Origin of the sequence: Sanguibacteroides sp. AM78-02pH3A (assembly GCF_027666085.1) — a bacterium.
Taxonomy (GTDB): Bacteria; Bacteroidota; Bacteroidia; order Bacteroidales; family Marinifilaceae; genus Gabonibacter; species Gabonibacter massiliensis.
The window spans coordinates 1-17,386 of sequence record NZ_JAQEHX010000008.1 but is presented as its reverse complement, the minus strand read 5'-3'; the positions used below and the strand labels follow the sequence as shown (position 1 = coordinate 17,386).

Below are 17,386 nucleotides of genomic sequence, written 5' to 3'. Positions count from 1 at the left end.
GACTATGAATAGAGCTGAATTTTCAAATATCCTAAGTTCAATCATTATTCCAGGCGATACGTCTATTGCTTCATTGCCAGTCTTGTTAGCTCCAATCAATAAGGCTATAACAGAGCTTAAGCCTGACAAACTATTCAGATACAGGACTGTAAATGAGAACAACATTAATTCGTTAAAATCTGACGATGTATATACCGTCACGGCCGATATGTTTAATGATCCATACGATTCATTATTCCAATATGATATTAATCAAATTGAAAGCTTAATAAGGAATACGGCAAATGTAGAATTTGTGCGTATAATGCAGGATATGTTCCAAAAGACAGATAGTTTTATTTCTGAGATCAATCGCTATTTTCCCAATGGTGAATTCAATGTTGTAAAAGAAAACTTATGTAAGACAGATTTATCAAATTCAAAAGAAATAAATAATCGTTTGGGAAATATGGCTTTTGGAATTATAGCTTTAATAAATGCCATTGCACCATTGGTAGAAACGCAAATAAGGAATGCCGTAACATATGCTTGTTTCAGTGAGAGAGTGGATTCAATTACGATGTGGAGCCATTATACCAATTACCATGAAGGTTATGCTTTAGGGTATTCTAAAGATGAACTGTCTTTTAAGCAGATGAATATGCTCAAATGTGGATTATTTCCCGTAATTTATTCTGAATCTCGGTACAACGGAAGTTCTTTGTTTGCATGGGCGATATACAATGTTTTCGGATGGCAAATAATTGAACCAGATAAGCTTGCGACTATTAAAGTCGGACTCAACAAATCTACCGATTGGAGTTATGAAAATGAATGGAGGTTGATTTGCACAGCTCCCCAACAAGAACGCTCATCACCTAAAGTAACGCCAATAACAATTCACCCAAGTGAGATTTATTATGGCACTCGGATTTCTAAGGAAAATAAAGCGCTCCTTCATAGCATAGCTGTTGATAGAAATCTCGCAGAATTTGATATGAGCATTGACAATGCTTCGGATCATTACCAGATGATAGTAAAACCAGCAGTTTTTCAATAAATATCAGTATTTGGGGAATATAGGTCGTTTTTATCTTTTCGTTGCCCTATATATAGTTAGGTTTAGTTTGTCGGGCAATATATATGCCCGACAAACTAAACCTAACTATGAGAGCTGAGGAAAATATATGATTGAGCCATATCATCCGCATTTTCGTGGTATTCCATGAAGATACGGATTTTTCTTTTCCGATTATCACCAAGTTACGAGATTTTGTTGTAATTTTGCATATGGACAGCCAAATAAATATTTATCCCAATATTCCCAAAAGTCTGTTGTTGGCGTTGGGTTGTTCTGCATTTGTCCTTACGGGATGTGTCTTGCTTATAAATGCGGACAGCTATAGGATGATGTTTGGAGGAATATGCGGATTGGCATTTATTATCGGTGTCGGCGTGGGTATATATGTCTTAGGCTTAGCCTTGATGAGAAAACCGATAATAAGAATCCACAAAGACCGAGTAGAAAATTACACATTAAGCAAAGGGTGGCAAGCCATATATTTTTGCGATGTAGAAATTTTCACGGAAGCAAAAGTAGGCGGAGTAAAAATTATTCAAGTGCATTTCTTGGATAATGCGTAGAATCCCGATAAATCGCTAAATAGCAGTCTTATTGCAAACAAGAGCGAAGTGTGCGATATGTTAAATCAAAGATTGGATGAATATGCGGCTGAAAGATAAACGATTTTGGATATGGTGCGTTATTGTCGCACTTATGCCGGTTATGATGAGCGTTTTCGCTGCATTGCTTCTAATTGGCGTAGATCCTGTGTATGAATTATTTTATTACAAAAATTTGGAAATATTTTTGATATGGGAAATAACCTACCTATTAGGAGGATTCCTTTCATATCGTAAATCGCAGAATAATAGCTGGACTCGCAGTGTCTTTATATGTTGGGGGTTAACATGTCCGTTTCTTGTCATTTTGTCTTTCATCTGGGCTGGAATCAGGATACATGACGGCTTTACAGGACTTTATTACTTCATGATTTCATGTATATCGTGGGTTCTCAGCATCTTGCCATTACTCTTGGGAATATATTTTATAAAAAGATTTGTTGAATTGCGATGAACTTAAAATGGCAGAAAATATTGGTTATTGCGCATTGCATTGGGTTGATTCTTTGCATCGGGTTGCTTGTCGGCTTCAGATATTATGACCATTTGAGGTGGGGATTGGGGTATCTGATTGTCTGGTTTACGACCTTGAGTGCGTTTGCGATATTTTTTGTCTGCACCGGTAAGAAATGGCTCAATATTTTAGCCAAGATATATAGCCTCGGTTGGCTCGCTGCCATCGTTTTACCTATTCCGGTGACTTTAGGTGTATGGACTGGGCTATTGGAAGAAATCTATATCCCGCACAAAAAATATTATGAGGATGACAATTATATAATTCGGCAGGGCTATTATGGGTGGATTGACTATCCGAACTGTGCGCTATGGATTAAAGATGGCACACTGGAGCGATACGATTTTAAGTTTGACAGTTTTTTCACGGTTGATTCCTGCAAAGTCTTGTCCGATTTGGGAGCGATGGTATTATATGGAGAATCGTTCAAAATAGAAGACAATGATTCAGAATATTTAATCGACATACTCCCACTTGATGAAAAGGTATTTGATGAACACAGACAAGAAATTGATTCATTAAAACTTATCATAACATCAACCCGTAAACTCCTCAACAACGATGAAGCTGACAGATAAACGATTTTGGATAGCATGGGCAGTATTGTCGATGCTGATGGTGATTGTCATAGCTTGTTGCAGTTGGAATGAAGATACGGTAATTCTTGCCATTGCCTATGCGTTGTCGCTGCTATCAACATGGCTTTGCCATCGAATCAGGCTAAAGACAGCGTTTGACAATCTTTTGGTGATGCTCGTATACAATGCCATCTTTGGGTATAACCTTATTTTCAATAGTCACGGCGGAGCCGGATTTACATGGTGGCTCTATCTCCTTATATTGAACGGTATCCACTCAATCGGATTATTGATATATTTCGTTGTGATTTTCATTAGATATAAATCCAAAATTAGATGTAAAAGCGAAATCCCCATGTCTGAGAAATAGACACAGGGATTTCAACAAATTAGTGTAATCCGCCCATTGAAAAGCCACCGTTAAGGTTCTTGCCTCGTTTCTTGGCTTTGAAAGCGGCGAGAGCTTCTGATGGTGACATTTCAGGATGCCGGCGACGGAATTCCGGCCACGTTTCGCTGTCGCCTCCCGATACTGTGCATGGACCTTCTTCTGTTGGAGCTTGGGATATTCCACCATAAAGTCCAAAATTGTTGTATTCGTGCGACTGTGCTGGAGCGTCGGGATTTGAAGAAAACGACTCCGGTTTGAGTTCTTGGAGATTGAACTTGACGAATATTGTCGGATATTCACCCTTACACCCGTCAATACGGATTGTTTTGCCGGAAGTGTAATCTCGGATTTGCGACGCAGACAATTTCACACCTTGATATGTGTAGAAGGGTACAATCGTGCCGTCGGCAAAGAGCCATCGGGACTGCGGATGCAGCGTTTTGCTTTGGGCAAGATGATTCTTGATATTACCAAAACTGAACCGACGGTCAATCTTCGATGCCGCAAATCGTTTTCCTTTTCTTGTTTACCAAAGCCCCTGCACCTCGTTGCTGCCATGCCGATATTTGTATTCGATGCCAACGCCCGCAGCTTTTAACTGAGCCACATACTGCTCGAAAGTATAAACTGATTTGTCGTTCCATACTGCGTCAACGGCATTGAAAATCTCATAACGTATCTTCTCGGTTCCTCGCAATTTGTTGACATTGGTCTGTCGCTTGCCCTCGGAAATATGAAGTCCATATTCTTTCGTCAGGTCAAGGCATACAGACCTGTTACGGTCAAAATCATTATTGTCGGAGATGGTTTCGGCGTGATTGTCTATGCGACTGAACACAATATGGCAGTGAGGATAATCTTTGTCAAGATGGCGAACTACGATGTAAGGCGTATCTACTATACCCATTTTTTCCATATATTTCCAGGCAATCTCAATCATAGTATTGTCATCTACTTTATCTTTGTCGTTGGCATGAAAGTTCAGGGAAATGTGTCCGACCGGATTTTTCAGAACCGGATTAAGCTCGAGATTGTCCTCGAAAGATTCGATAATTCCTTCACGCCCCTCAATAATAGAAACATCTTTACAATCAATAAGACGCCATTCGTCACAGGGAGAGCCGTCCGGTCTATCCTTCTTTTTACGGGTAACATAATCAATACATCCACCGAAACTGCTGCCTTTTGTAATCTTGCCCATCATACGCTGTCGGGAGTATTCCGGTAGATTTTTATCAGCGAAAGAACGAAATCCTTGTACAGGATCAACTCTTGGTAGGCACGGACAAACTGTTCTTCCGTTGAGCCTCTCTGGATAAGAGCAGCTACAAATTTAGCGTTACGGTTGAGGTTTTCGGCTATGCCCTGAAGATTGCGGATTACTTTTACATCATTGGGCTTAAGCCTTTCCACAATCTTGCAGTGCAAGGCTGACTGACGTATATATTCCGAACGGTTAAGGCCTGCGACAAATGCCTTATCCACCAAAATCTGATATTGGTCTATGTCAAATTTTACCGGCACCATGATGGACTTGCGTTCATCAGCCGGAAGTTTGGGGCGACCCTTCGAGGGTCTTGAGTTGATTTTCTTCATGATTTGTGTGTTTGAGATTTGTGACCATCGGGAGCGGAGGGGGAGCGAGTCGTTTGAGGATTACTTGTAATACGAAAACATAAACTCGCTCCCTACAATTCCGAATCCTTTAGATAGTTTCGAGATGCGCAAAACTACAGAACCTTAACAGCTAAAAATGATATCATCCATGCAGGATTCATATGTATGACGATGTGTTTTGTCATTTGAATGAATATTTGTATAAACATTTGAATTAACTTGTGAATACACACATGAATGAATATGTGAATGTATGCAGTTGCAATCAAGCAATCGGAGTTTGCGCCAGACTTAGCGTCCGACAGAGAGAAGGCAACACCAATTTTTTGATGTCGGATTTTTCAGTTCGGGTTCAACTCACATATATACACCCCGGACTGAACCGAACCGGAATCAGAAGTAGAAATCGGGGTTGTAGGAATATGCACCGTTTGATCTCACTACCATGCGCTTGTTCATTAGAAATGACTTGAGTTTAGTCACCTTGCCGTCGCCGTATGGAAAGCCACAGGCGGCATACGCCTCCTTGATTTTGTCCTCGCAGTTCTGACAGCCTTTTATATCACCGTCGGCAAACGCTATCTCAAGAGCCTGACGGTGCTGTTCCGGTGTAAGCTCCGTATAGGAGAATGTCTGAATCTTCTGCTGTCGGGCAAAGGTGTAGTCGGCGGCTACCTCCGGCAAACCGTACTCATCGACGCTGAAAGCAAATGGCGGGAAGTCCATAGAGCGTATGCAGGATGCCGATACTTCGGAAACCTCGCTGTCTGTCGTACTTTTGCTGACCTGAAGCACCGTCTCAGCCTTGTTGTTAAGCTCCGTACTGACATGACCGCACACATTGTCGTCACTCTTGTTCAGATGGAGAACCGTGTGGATATGGATTTGGTATCTGTCAGTCCATTCCATCAGCTTGTTGATGAGCCTTGATGATTCTATGGCGTTGTTGATGTCGAACATCAGGTCTCTGATTCCGTCAATGATTACCAACCCGACATTCGGGGTCGTGGCAATGGCGTTGTCGATAAGTTCAAGCCTCACATCCGGTGTCAATGCCCGGAGCTGGGCAAAGAAGAGGTTGTCGGGGTGGCTGTCAAGAAACAGTCCGGCAAGTTGCGAGGTACGTTTCATCACATGCTGGCAATGGTGTGGGCTTTGCTCGGTGTCGAAATAGAGGATGTTGCGTTTGTCATCCGGAAACTCGGCTATGTAGCGGAGCACCTCGCCGTTGGTAAGTGCAGCGGCAAGTATAGCACTCACGTTGAAAGTCTTTTTGCTCTTTGCCTTTCCGGTCGATGCCGAGAAATTGTCGAGTGTGCCTATTACCGAACCGTTGCAGAAGAGAACTTCCGGGGCTTTCGCAATCTCGTCAGTGATTTTGAGCTGGTGTGTTTTCCACAGTCTGTTAAGTTCGGTCGCCTCCATCATTTGCCCCGTTCAATGACAAGACGCTCGATGTCGTTCTGGCGGTAGTGTACCTTGCGTCCGATTTTCACCGGAATGAGATACTTCTTGCGTTGCCAGTTCCAGAGGGTGGTGTCGCACACGTCGAATTTCGCCATCACCTCCTTCTTGGAGAGGAGCGTTTCCTGCGCAGCGCTTACCATAAGGGGGAGGAGCTGCGCTTTTGTGTCTTCAATAAGCCCTTTCGCAAATGTCAAGAGGTCTTCGATGCTGAGGTTCAATGTGAGACCAGTAGCACCGCTTTTAATCAATGATAGTATATCTACCATAATAATCAGGGGTGTTGCCGGATTGTTGATATTATCCTGTGCTGGCAACTTTTGCACAGAGACAACTTCTTTCAATATTTCCGATGGGATTGGGCGCACATTGCGCATCTGGCTCCGGTGGCTCTATGGCGGTTCCCATTCGCCTCAAGCATTGGTGCGGTTGCCTATAGTGAGTTGGTTCAGCCGTCAGGCTTACATTGTCGGAATATACCATCCGTAGGTTTGATTCAATTGAAAAACAATAATTCTCAATGTCAAGATTACACATTGTCAGCGGTTTCCCAACATTGCCGAAATGTTTCCCAAGATTGCCCGACAATATTTTTCTTGTTGAACAAAATTCGTAATTGAAACATCGTTAATTGGTCGATAGATTTTGACTTACTGAAGATTGCGTTACCCTGCGTAACGATTGCGCTACTATGCGTTACTTTCAGATTAGATTTGCGTTAAAGAAAAAAGCCGAGCTAAATACTCGGCTTATATATAGATGTAAATATATTTGGTGGTGGGGGTGTGGAACACAACTGCTCCATATTTCAGGTTCTCTTGTTCTATAAGGTGTGTCCGTTTTAATCCATTACCCCACCGTGTTCCACACCCCTCTAGCGTTAGCCTTAGATTGACTTATTTTTGTTTTCATATGCATCCTGTTATTTTTGAAGTTAATAAATTGTTTACCCACGTTTAAAATAACGTCTTTAATCGAAATCAGCAGTGATACTAATTTCGCCCAGGGAGGTAGCAGATCAAAACCCACTAAAAGAACAAAGATAGATTGCAGCCTTTTAGAAGCTAATGCAAAAATAGGGATTTATTTAATCATACACAAAATAAATGCCTTTATTGGGGAGTTTATTGAGGGAGTGGTAGTGGTGTTCCTTACCTTTCCACTTTCGTTTGAAAGCAATATGTGATGGTGCAAGATGTAATTTGACTAAAGAATGTTAAAAGATTTAATTTCGATTTATTGAGTTGGGTTCAGCGTCATTCAGTACGCATAAAATAATGCGGTCATAGGTAACTTTATAGGAAACTCGGCGAAATTCGGTTAAATAAAAAAACGCTAACAATCTGTAAATTAGATTATTAGCGATTTTGAAAGTGGTGCCACCAGGAATCGAACCGGGGACACAAGGATTTTCAGTCCTTTGCTCTACCGACTGAGCTATGGCACCATCATTAACGGGTGCAAAAGTAATGGAAATTCGTGAATCTGCAAGTGTTTTGTGGAAAAAAAGGAAAAAGCGGGAAAAATATTTTTTTATAAGGCAACAAAATATAATATTCTTTTTGATTATTAATAAATTAGTTATATTTGTCCCGATAGAAGAAAATAGTTTTGTATCGTTGAAACCAAAGATATATCTCTACGTAACCTTCTACATGTATTATTAATTTTAATTTTTTTATTGTGAATATTTTTGTTGCAAAGCTAAGTTCCACTACCACCGGAGAGGACTTGCAAGCTCTTTTTTCAGAGCACGGAACTGTTTCTTCAGCCAAAGTAATTACGGATCGAGAAACTGGAAATTCTAAATGTTTTGGATTTGTTGAAATGGAGGATGAGACGGAAGGTTTCAACGCTATCAATGCCCTCAATGAAACAGAATTTAAAGGAAGAAAAATTGTTGTAAAAAAAGCCAGACCCAAAGAAGAGGGAGGCGATTCAAGAGGCCAGAGATATCACAGGGAAAGAAGATTAGATTGATGAATGAAGCGCTGTTCAACCCGAACGGCGCTTTTTTTAACTCTGTTTTTTATATTTTACTTTCAAATAGGCATACAGGACCTTGTGCATCAGATCAGCTTCCTTTAATTCTTCTTCGGAAAGATTCGGTGCGATTTCAATGGCATTGAAAACATCGTTTAACTGTTCATCTCTGTCAATTCGCTCCCCGAAATGTTGTTCTATGTAGAACAGATCGGAGAGTTGCATGCGGGCGATGGACTCTAATGCCAGATTCCTGGCCATCAAAAGATTATCTTTTCTGTATTTTTTTAAAAAAAGTTCGATCAGGCTATCGGTAAAATAGTCGGCGAAATAGTGTAAAAGGATAATACGTTTTTTGACGCTTTCGTAAGTACACTCCGGCAAACCGCTGATGCCTTCGCTCATCCCTAAATAGGCCAATTCGGCCATCTCAATGCTCTCGTCTTCTTCCTCGTCCAGTTCGAGCAGAAGCGTTTTGTACAGCATGTCCGCAAATGCTTCCTGACGGGCGATCTTCTGGCTTTCATGGTAGTAATTCAGTCTGTCCGGAATGCTTCTTTTCAATAAAGCGGATAACTCTTTCCGGTTTCCGTTTCTACTGTGTTGCTCTATTTCGCTTAAAATATCTTTTAATTCGGACATGTCGATTCAATTATTTTTCTGTTGTATTGAAATTGGTCCATCCTTGCGCCTTTAACTCGAATTCGTTCCTGTCCCGGGTGACAAGGGTATATCCCTCTTCGGTTTTACAAGTGTGCCCGATAATACTGATGTCTTCGAGCGTGGTTAATGTGTCCAGGTATTTCAGCGGTACGGTAAATAGGAGTTCGTAGTCTTCTCCTCCGGAAAGGGCGCAGACCGTGGCATTCATATTTAACTCTTCCGCCATTTTATAAGTTTGGTAGTCGATGGGAATTTTCTCTTCGTATATCCGGCAGCCGACACCTGAGTCATGACAGATATGTAATATCTCCGACGAGAGCCCGTCGGAAATATCCATCATGGCGGTAGGTCTGATATTCTTTTCTTTTAGCAGGCGAATGATATCTCCTCTGGCTTCCGGCTTCAGCTGTCTTTCCAGTATGTATTCGTAACCGGTAAAATCGGGCTGTGCTTCCGGATTCCCGTTGTATACGGTTTTTTCCCGTTCCAATAACTGGAGTCCCATGTAAGCTGCTCCTAAATCACCGCTGACGCAAATCAGATCGTTTTCTTTGGCCGTGTTCCGGTAAACGATATCGTTCTCTTCAGCCTCTCCGATGACGGTGATGCTGATGCACATGCCTGTCTTGGAGGAGGTCGTATCTCCACCTACCAAATCTATCCCGTAATGTTCACAGGCTAAATATATACCGGCGTATAACTCTTCGACCGCTTCCAAAGAAAAACGATTGGAAAGGGCCAGTGAGACCGTGATTTGTCGGGGAGTACCGTTCATGGCGAATATGTCGCTGGCGTTCGTTGCTACTGATTTGTACCCCAGATGCTTGAGCGGGGTATAGGTGAGGTCGAAGTGTACACCTTCGATCAGCATATCGGTACTCACTAAAACTTTTTTGTCTTTGTAATCTAAGACAGCGGCATCGTCTCCTACTCCCTTTATAGTAGACGGATTGTTTAATTTTATATCTTTTGTCAAGTGTCGGATCAACCCGAATTCCCCTAAAGTGGAGAGCTGAGTCAGTGGCTTTTTCTCGCTCATGTTATAAATTTTGTTTCAACAAAAGTAGTTTAAAATGATGAATGACGCAATAAACAAAAGAGTCGATTTTGAACCATAATATACATTTATCACGTAATAGATATTATCTACTCCGATCCGGTTGGGCGGGTGAGATTTTTTTGTACTTTTGCACGGATTGGTGAAGTGGATGATTTTCAATTCTCCATTTTTATTTTTTCATATTATGTAAAGTTATGGCTAAAGAACAAGACGAGATATTGAATGAGGTAACCGAGGGTGAATATAAATATGGTTTTGTTTCTGATGTGGAAACCGAAATGATCGGGAAAGGGTTGAATGAGGAGGTCATTCGGTTGATATCGGAAAAGAAGGGGGAGCCGGACTGGTTACTTGAATTCCGATTGAAAGCTTATCGCCATTGGTTGACAATGAAGATGCCGACCTGGGCAAAATTGGATATACCTTCTATAAATTATCAGGATATTGTTTATTACGCGGCTCCTAAGAAAGAGGAGAAGAAATCATGGGATGATGTGGATCCGGAGTTGAAAGCCACTTTTGACAAGTTGGGTATTCCGTTGGACGAACAAAAAACGCTTTCGGGAGTAGCGGTGGATGCCGTTATGGACAGTGTTTCCGTCAAAACGACGTTTAAGGAAGCGTTGGCCGAACGGGGGGTGATCTTTAGTTCGTTTTCTGAAGCGGTGAAAGATCATCCGGATCTGATCAAACGTTATTTGGGGTCGGTTGTGCCTTACAATGACAATTTTTTTGCGGCTTTGAATTCGGCGGTTTTTAGCGACGGTTCGTTTGTTTATATTCCCAAGGGGGTACGTTGTCCGATGGAGTTATCTACCTACTTCCGGATCAACGCGGCAAAAACCGGACAGTTCGAACGTACGTTGATTGTGGCGGAGGAAGAGAGTTACGTGAGTTATTTGGAGGGATGTACGGCGCCACAACGAGATGAGAATCAGTTGCATGCCGCTATCGTCGAGATTGTTGTGGAGAAGAATGCCGAGGTAAAGTACAGTACGGTGCAGAACTGGTATCCGGGTGACAAGAACGGCAAAGGGGGAATTTATAATTTCGTGACGAAACGGGGGATTTGTAAGGGTGATAATTCCAAGTTGATTTGGGCGCAGGTGGAAACCGGATCGGCTATTACCTGGAAATATCCGAGTACCATACTGAAAGGGGACGGTTCCGTGAGTGAATTCTATTCCGTGGCCGTAACCAATAATTACCAACAGGCAGACACCGGAACTAAAATGATTCATATCGGAAATAATACCCGTAGTCGTATCGTGTCGAAAGGTATATCCGCGGGGTATAGTTCTAATTCATACCGGGGAAAGGTGAAGGTGGTAAAGAGTTGTCAGAATGCCCGGAATTTTTCTCAATGCGATTCCTTGTTGTTGGGCGATAAGTGCGGGGCACATACATTCCCGTACCTGGAGGTCGCTAATCCGACAGCGCAAGTGGAACATGAAGCGACGACATCCAAGATAGGTGAAGATCAGATATTTTACTGTAATCAGCGCGGCATATCTACCGAGGATGCGATCGGGTTGATTATTAAGGGGTACGCGGGGGATGTTATCAACAAGATGCCCATGGAATTTGCGGTGGAAGCACAAAAGTTGTTGCAGATCAGTTTAGCCGGTAGCGTCGGATAAGAATATAATAATTGAGAGATTAAGTGATTGAGAGATTAAGTGATTGAGAGATTTAAAAACGGGAATTACGGGATCGATAAAAAGCTAAGATTATGGAAGAATTATTAAAGATAAGAGATTTACATGCCGTTATAGACGGAAAAGAGATATTGAAGGGAATCAACTTGGACGTTAAGAAGGGAGAGGTGCATGCTATCATGGGACCTAACGGGGCGGGAAAGAGTACCTTGTCGGCCGTGTTGACCGGACGGGAGTGTTTCGAGGTTACCAAGGGAGAGGTTTGGTTCAACGGGAAAAATTTGTTGGAGTTGCCGGCGGAGGACCGGGCTCGTGAAGGTATATTTTTAAGTTTTCAATACCCGGTGGAAATCCCTGGAGTGAGTACGGTGAATTTCTTGAAGACAGCTGTGAACGAGCATCGCAAGTACGAAGGGCTTCCGCCTTACCCTGCCGGGGATTTTTTAAAGATGATTCGAGAGAAGATGGCGTTGGTGGGAATTGATAGTAAGTTATTGAATCGTTCTTTGAATGAAGGTTTTTCGGGAGGCGAAAAGAAAAAAAACGAGATTTTTCAAATGGCGGTTTTAGAACCCAAATTGGCGATTTTGGATGAGACGGATTCCGGGTTGGATATCGATGCCTTGAGAATTGTAGCCAACGGAGTGAATAAATTGAAACGACCGGATAATTCGACTATTGTGATTACACATTATCAACGTTTATTGGATTATATCATACCGGATGTAGTACACGTGTTGTATGACGGCCGTATTGTAAAAACGGCCGGAAAGGAATTGGTTGCGGAATTGGAAAAACACGGTTACGATTGGATAAAGAAAGAGATTGAAGAGTCTAAATAGACGTGGGACACGACGTCTTCCGGAATGGGGACTAAAATAAATGCAAATTACTGGGAATGGAAAAAATAGAGAAAATAAATAATGATTTTAAGGCTCTTTTTCAGGAGGGACGGAATTTGTTGAGGGAAGGGTGCGGAGAGATTATAAATCGGTACCGGGAAGAGGCTTTTCGTCGTTTCGAAACCATCGGAGGGATTCCGTATAAGACAGAAGATTACCTTTATTCGAACTTGCTTCCTGTTTTTGACCGGGATTATAAAGTCGTGTTGAAAAATATAAAGCAGGGAGTGGATCTCGGAGAGATTTTTCAATGTAATGTTCCAGACTTGAATACGAATCTGGTCTTGACTATAAATGGTTGGTTCTTCGATGGTAACGGTAAGCTGGAGCTACCGGAAGGAGTTGTTGTTTGCAGTCTGGCGGAAGCGAGTCGGAAGTATAAAGAGTTGTTTGAAACCCATTATAATCAATACGCGAAACCGGGCGAAAACGATAGTTTGATTTCGTTGAACACGGCTTTCGCGCAGGACGGAATCTTTGTTTATGTTCCGGATCGGGTAATAATGGATAAGCCTTTGCAGGTGGTTAATCTGATGCGGGCTAATGCGGATCTGATGTCGTTCCAGCGTAATTTGGTGATCATCGGTAAGGAGGCTAAGGCAACGGTTTTGGTTTGCGATCATACTTTGTCGGATGATTCTTTTCTTTCCAATAATACGACCGAGGTCGTTGTGGGGGAAAACGCCGCTTTCGAGTATTATCATGTTCAGAATCAGCATATAGAAGCATCTCAGATCAATAGCGTTTTTGTTTCGCAAAAACGTAATTCCCGCTATGATGCAAATGTTATTTCTTTATACGGAGGTTTTATCCGGAATAATTTGTTTGCAGCTTTAACCGAAGAGGGATGTGAATGTAATCTGTACGGGATGTATCTTTCGGATAAAAAGCAGCATGTGGATAATTTCACGTCGATTGATCATATGGCTCCTCGTTGTACGAGTAATGAGCATTTTAAAGGAGTATTGGATGATGCTGCCGTGGCTAATTTCGCGGGAAGAATTACGGTTCGTCCCGACGCGCAGCAAACAGAAGCTTACCAGGCTAATAACAATCTGTTGTTGACGGATACGGCACAAGTAAATACGAAACCTCAGTTGGTAATTGATGCCGACGATGTGAAATGCAGTCATGGTGCTACGGTGGGGCAGATTGATGAAGAGGCTATGTTTTATTTACGCTCGCGGGGAATCGGTGCGGCTGAGGCACGCATGATGATGATGTTCGGTTTTGCTCACGAGATTGTAAGACGAGTGAAGCTGGAGCCTTTGAGAGAAAAGATAGATGAATTGGTTGAAAAGAGATTAAGAGGAGAGTTAACAAAATGTCACAATTGCGTGATGCATTGTAAAAAATAGGGGGATTATGTTGGATGTCTGTAAAATAAGAGAAGACTTTCCGATACTCGAAGAGAAAGTTTACGGTAAACCTCTGGTCTACTTAGACAACGGTGCGACTTCGCAGCGACCTCGTAGTGTCGTGGAAAAGATGACCGAGTACTATCTCCGTTATAATTCGAACGTGCATCGGGGAGTACATTTTTTAAGTAATAAATGTACGGATGCGAATGAGGAAGCGCGGGAGATCGTTCGGGAGTTTATCCATGCGGCTTTTGTGGAAGAGGTGATTTTTACCCGGGGAACAACGGAGAGTATTAATCTGGTGGCTCACTCTTTCGGAGAAGCTTTTATTCATGAAGGTGACGAGATACTGGTTACGGAAATGGAGCATCATGCCAATATCGTACCTTGGCAGATGTTGTGTGACCGGAAAAAGGCCGTGTTGAAGGTCGTTCCTTTCAAGGATAACGGAGAGCTGGATATGCAGGCTTTTTCGGCCCTGTTGAGTGAACGGGTGAAGTTGGTAGCGGTAGCCTATGTTTCAAACGTATTGGGTACGGTAAATCCGGTACGGCGGATAATAGAAGCGGCTCGCGGTTTCGGTGCTTACGTGCTGATCGACGGAGCACAGGCCGTACAACATATTCCGGTTGATGTGCAGGACTTGGATTGCGATTTCTTTGTATTTTCCGGTCATAAGATATACGGGCCGACCGGAGTCGGTGTTTTGTACGGGAAAAAGAATCTGTTGGAAGTACTACCACCTTGGCAAGGGGGAGGAGAGATGATCAAGGAGGTGCGTTTTGAAAAAACGACCTACAATGATCTTCCTTTTAAATTTGAGGCGGGAACTCCTGATTTTATAGGAATAATAGGATTGGGAGAGGCTATTAAATATGTGGATTCCGTGGGTTTGGCCCAGATTGCCCCTTATGAACATGAATTATTGCGATATGCCATGGAGCGTATGCGGGAAATTCCGAATATCAGATTATACGGGGAAGCACCTGAAAAATCTTCTGTCATTTCTTTTGGAATCGAGGGGATTCATCATTTTGATATGGGAACCTTGTTAGATAAGATGGGAATTGCTGTGCGGACGGGACAGCTATGTGCCGAGCCGGTGATGCAGCATTATGATGTTACCGGGATGGTAAGGGCTTCTATCGGAATGTATAATACGAGGGAAGAGATCGATAGGCTGTGCGAGGGAGTGAAAAAGGTGGAAAAACTTTTCCGGATGTAGTATATTTTCCGTTTTTTAATACATTTGTAATGTAAACAGAGAATAGGTAAATAAGAGGATCAAATGACAATAGAAGAGATAGAGCATCAGATCGTAGAAGAGTTTTCCATGTACGATGATTGGATGGATAAGTATGCTTATCTGATTGAGATCGGCACGGGAATGGAGTCTATGAATGAGGCTTGTAAAACAGATGATAACCTGATTAAGGGATGCCAATCGAGGGTATGGTTTCACGCGGAAATGAAGGAGGACAAGCTTTACTTTGTGGCCGATAGCGATGCGATCATAACCAAGGGGATTGCAGGTTTGTTGGTGCGGGTTTTTTCCGGGCAGCGTCCGAAGGATATTGTGGATGCGGACTTGAGTTTTATCGATCAAATCGGTTTGACACAGCATCTTTCACCGACCCGTTCGAATGGATTGTTGTCTATGATCAAACAGATTAAGTATTATGCTTTAGCTTATTCGAAGGCGTAAAATCGGGGGATTATGGGAAAAAGTTTAATGGAAGATTTGGTGATAGAGAAGTTGATGACCGTATATGATCCGGAAGTCCCGGTAAATATTTGGGAGTTAGGGTTAGTATACGGTATTGAATTTCCGAAAAAAGATGAAGTGATCGTAACTATGACTTTAACGGCCCCGGGATGCCCTATTGCCGATCAAATCGTTCAGGAGGTACATGATGTCGTTATGACGATAGACGGTATAGAAGAGGTTACCGTTAATTTGGTATTCGACCCGCCTTGGGGACCGGAGAAAATGAGTGAGGTGGCTAAATTGGAGTTGGGATTCGGAATCTGATTTATTCGAAAGATATGGAAAGAGGGTGGTTAAACACTCTCTTTGTTTTAATAAGTAGTAATATGGTTTTATCTTCTTCGACATTGGAGAAATACGCGAAAGAGACCGGTTTCGATGCTTGCGGTGTAGCTCTGGCAGGGGCCTTGCCGCGGGAAAAGGAACGTTTACTTGAATGGCTTGGAGAAGGAAAGCATGGCGGGATGTCCTACATGGCAAATAATATTGAAAAGAGAGGTGATCCGCGGTTGTTGGTTGAAGGAGCCCGTTCGGTAATTGTCACGCTGACCAATTATTATCCGTGCCGTCGACAGGCTGAAGGGACTCCGGTCTTTGCCCGTTATGCCTATGGTAAAGACTATCATTTTGTTTTGAAGGAACGATTGCATCGGTTGTTTGCTTTATTAAAAGAAGAGGCGAATAGGTCCGTGAATGGACGCGTGTTTGTCGATTCCGCTCCGGTATTCGAACATGAATGGGCCAGGAGGGCCGGGTTAGGTTGGATCGGTAAGAATACCTTGCTTATTCACCGGAAGTGGGGCTCTTTTTGTTTTATCGGCGTAATTATTTCGAATCTGGAGTTTGATACCTATTCTTCCTCTTTCGAAAGTCGTTTTTGTGGGAATTGCAATCGTTGCGTGGAGGCTTGTCCTACGGGAGCATTAACGGCCTATTCCTTGGATGCGCGACGATGTATTTCTTATAATACCATAGAGAATAAAGGGAATATTCCGGATGTCGTTCGGCAAAGAATGGGGATGCGGGTGTTCGGGTGTGACATTTGCCAGGAGGTTTGTCCTTGGAACCGGAAAGGGATATTTAATGAGGTTTCTGAGTTTCAACCCGGAAAAGAGATCATGGAATGGACAAAGGAGCAATGGCTTCAATTGGATGAGAAAACATTCGAAACGCGATTTAAAGATTCGCCTTTAGCTCGTGCGGGATTAAATAAGTTGCGGGATAACCTTGTGGATACGTCATTTTACGACTGAGTTTTGAGCTTGTCCCTTTAAATCGTAAGTATAGAGTCCGAATTGTAAATTTTCCCCAATCTCTTAATCACGTAATCAATAAATCACTAAATCATAGAATACTTCTAATTTACAGTCTGAAATTTCAGATGTTTCCGGGGAGGGAGAACAGGGCGATACCATTGCCATATCCCGTGTCAGGTGGGGGAAGGCCATTTTTTATTTCCAAACGATTGAAAAGCAGGTCGATGCGTTGGGAGGTGAATTTTTATTAAAAATTGGGGTGAAAAAATTTGGAAAAAAAGAGGATGAAATTATATCTTTGTCGCCGTTTTCAGAGGAAAATGGATTGACACCGGGTGAAGAGAGATATAACGGGAAAGCCGGAAAAAAGTTTGAAAAAAAGTGGAAAAAGATTTGGAGGGAATGGGTAAAAGGTGTTATCTTTGCATCCGCTTTCGCCACTAAAAAAGGCGGGAGCCGATAGATAGACAGACGAGTTCTTAAAGATATTGAAGTGACAAAAAGCGAGC

The 17,386-nt window shown here is 42.5% G+C and carries 19 protein-coding genes and 1 tRNA gene; 13 read left to right on the top strand and 7 right to left on the bottom strand.

The window, feature by feature from the left end:
* The first annotated feature begins 4 nt into the window (after positions 1-4).
* The 4 genes from PGR74_RS11355 (at position 5) to PGR74_RS11340 (ending at position 3,403) form a co-directional block, all read left to right on the top strand.
* On the top strand, positions 5-1,039 hold the full coding sequence (locus tag PGR74_RS11355) for a DUF2971 domain-containing protein (protein ID WP_160289612.1): 1,035 nt from the start codon (positions 5-7) through the stop codon (positions 1,037-1,039).
* Between the two features lie 230 nt (positions 1,040-1,269).
* Positions 1,270-1,623 (top strand): STM3941 family protein, encoded by a 354-nt coding sequence (locus tag PGR74_RS11350; protein WP_146216433.1) that lies wholly within the window; start codon positions 1,270-1,272, stop codon positions 1,621-1,623.
* 489 nt (positions 1,624-2,112) lie between these two features.
* Complete coding sequence (locus PGR74_RS11345; RefSeq protein WP_041504829.1) at positions 2,113-2,754, top strand: hypothetical protein; 642 nt, start codon at positions 2,113-2,115, stop codon at positions 2,752-2,754.
* Positions 2,755-3,223: 469 nt separating this feature from the next.
* Complete coding sequence (locus PGR74_RS11340) at positions 3,224-3,403, top strand: hypothetical protein (RefSeq protein ID WP_146216432.1); 180 nt, start codon at positions 3,224-3,226, stop codon at positions 3,401-3,403.
* Positions 3,404-3,671: 268 nt separating this feature from the next.
* Here the strand turns inward: PGR74_RS11340 and PGR74_RS11335 are convergent, their stop codons facing one another.
* From PGR74_RS11335 to PGR74_RS11315, 5 genes are all read right to left on the bottom strand, one after another.
* On the bottom strand, positions 3,672-4,349 hold the full coding sequence (locus PGR74_RS11335; protein ID WP_110688681.1) for a relaxase/mobilization nuclease domain-containing protein: 678 nt from the start codon (positions 4,347-4,349) through the stop codon (positions 3,672-3,674).
* On the bottom strand, positions 4,346-4,741 hold the full coding sequence (locus PGR74_RS11330; RefSeq protein WP_041504831.1) for a plasmid mobilization protein: 396 nt from the start codon (positions 4,739-4,741) through the stop codon (positions 4,346-4,348). The genes PGR74_RS11335 and PGR74_RS11330 overlap by 4 nt, the downstream gene beginning before the upstream one ends.
* Before the next feature lie 414 nt (positions 4,742-5,155).
* A complete protein-coding gene (locus PGR74_RS11325; protein ID WP_270517185.1) occupies positions 5,156-6,187 on the bottom strand; it encodes an AAA family ATPase in 1,032 nt (343 codons plus the stop codon).
* Entirely contained in the window at positions 6,187-6,570 is a 384-nt protein-coding gene (locus tag PGR74_RS11320; protein ID WP_160289613.1) for a helix-turn-helix transcriptional regulator, read from the bottom strand. Before PGR74_RS11320 ends, PGR74_RS11325 begins: the two co-directional genes overlap by 1 nt.
* Positions 6,571-7,600: 1,030 nt before the next feature.
* Positions 7,601-7,673 (bottom strand) — tRNA-Phe (locus PGR74_RS11315).
* 236 nt (positions 7,674-7,909) lie between these two features.
* Between PGR74_RS11315 and PGR74_RS11310 the strand changes: the two genes are divergently transcribed.
* Positions 7,910-8,206 (top strand): RNA recognition motif domain-containing protein, encoded by a 297-nt coding sequence (locus PGR74_RS11310; RefSeq protein WP_110688678.1) that lies wholly within the window; start codon positions 7,910-7,912, stop codon positions 8,204-8,206.
* 36 nt (positions 8,207-8,242) lie between these two features.
* Here PGR74_RS11310 and PGR74_RS11305 read toward each other — a convergent pair whose 3' ends face one another.
* Positions 8,243-8,851 (bottom strand): hypothetical protein, encoded by a 609-nt coding sequence (locus tag PGR74_RS11305; RefSeq protein ID WP_041504834.1) that lies wholly within the window; start codon positions 8,849-8,851, stop codon positions 8,243-8,245.
* A gap of 10 nt (positions 8,852-8,861) precedes the next feature.
* Positions 8,862-9,911, bottom strand: a complete 1,050-nt coding sequence (gene thiL / locus PGR74_RS11300) for a thiamine-phosphate kinase (protein WP_041502242.1) — start codon at positions 9,909-9,911, stop codon at positions 8,862-8,864.
* 215 nt (positions 9,912-10,126) lie between these two features.
* Here thiL and sufB point away from each other — a divergent pair, with 215 nt between their 5' ends.
* The 8 genes from sufB to PGR74_RS11260 all read left to right on the top strand — a co-directional run bounded on the left by sufB (position 10,127) and on the right by PGR74_RS11260 (position 17,340).
* The gene (gene sufB / locus PGR74_RS11295; protein ID WP_041502241.1) at positions 10,127-11,572 is read left to right on the top strand and encodes a Fe-S cluster assembly protein SufB; all 1,446 of its coding nucleotides are present in this window, start codon (positions 10,127-10,129) and stop codon (positions 11,570-11,572) included.
* Between the two features lie 92 nt (positions 11,573-11,664).
* Positions 11,665-12,432, top strand: coding sequence for a Fe-S cluster assembly ATPase SufC (gene sufC / locus PGR74_RS11290; protein WP_041502240.1), 768 nt, complete (start codon positions 11,665-11,667; stop codon positions 12,430-12,432).
* Between the two features lie 56 nt (positions 12,433-12,488).
* A complete protein-coding gene (gene sufD / locus PGR74_RS11285; protein ID WP_041502239.1) occupies positions 12,489-13,850 on the top strand; it encodes a Fe-S cluster assembly protein SufD in 1,362 nt (453 codons plus the stop codon).
* A gap of 7 nt (positions 13,851-13,857) precedes the next feature.
* Positions 13,858-15,078 carry an aminotransferase class V-fold PLP-dependent enzyme gene (locus PGR74_RS11280; RefSeq protein ID WP_041502238.1) on the top strand — a complete coding sequence of 407 codons (1,221 nt, stop codon included), beginning with the start codon at positions 13,858-13,860 and terminating at the stop codon, positions 15,076-15,078.
* Positions 15,079-15,141: 63 nt separating this feature from the next.
* On the top strand, positions 15,142-15,558 hold the full coding sequence (locus tag PGR74_RS11275; protein WP_041502237.1) for a SufE family protein: 417 nt from the start codon (positions 15,142-15,144) through the stop codon (positions 15,556-15,558).
* A 12-nt stretch (positions 15,559-15,570) separates the two neighbouring features.
* Positions 15,571-15,885: a metal-sulfur cluster assembly factor gene (locus tag PGR74_RS11270; protein ID WP_041502236.1), complete on the top strand. Its 315-nt coding sequence runs from the start codon at positions 15,571-15,573 to the stop codon at positions 15,883-15,885.
* 62 nt (positions 15,886-15,947) lie between these two features.
* Positions 15,948-16,874, top strand: coding sequence for a tRNA epoxyqueuosine(34) reductase QueG (gene queG, locus PGR74_RS11265; protein WP_041502235.1), 927 nt, complete (start codon positions 15,948-15,950; stop codon positions 16,872-16,874).
* 262 nt (positions 16,875-17,136) lie between these two features.
* Entirely contained in the window at positions 17,137-17,340 is a 204-nt protein-coding gene (locus PGR74_RS11260; protein WP_146216431.1) for a hypothetical protein, read from the top strand.
* Positions 17,341-17,386 lie beyond the last annotated feature (46 nt).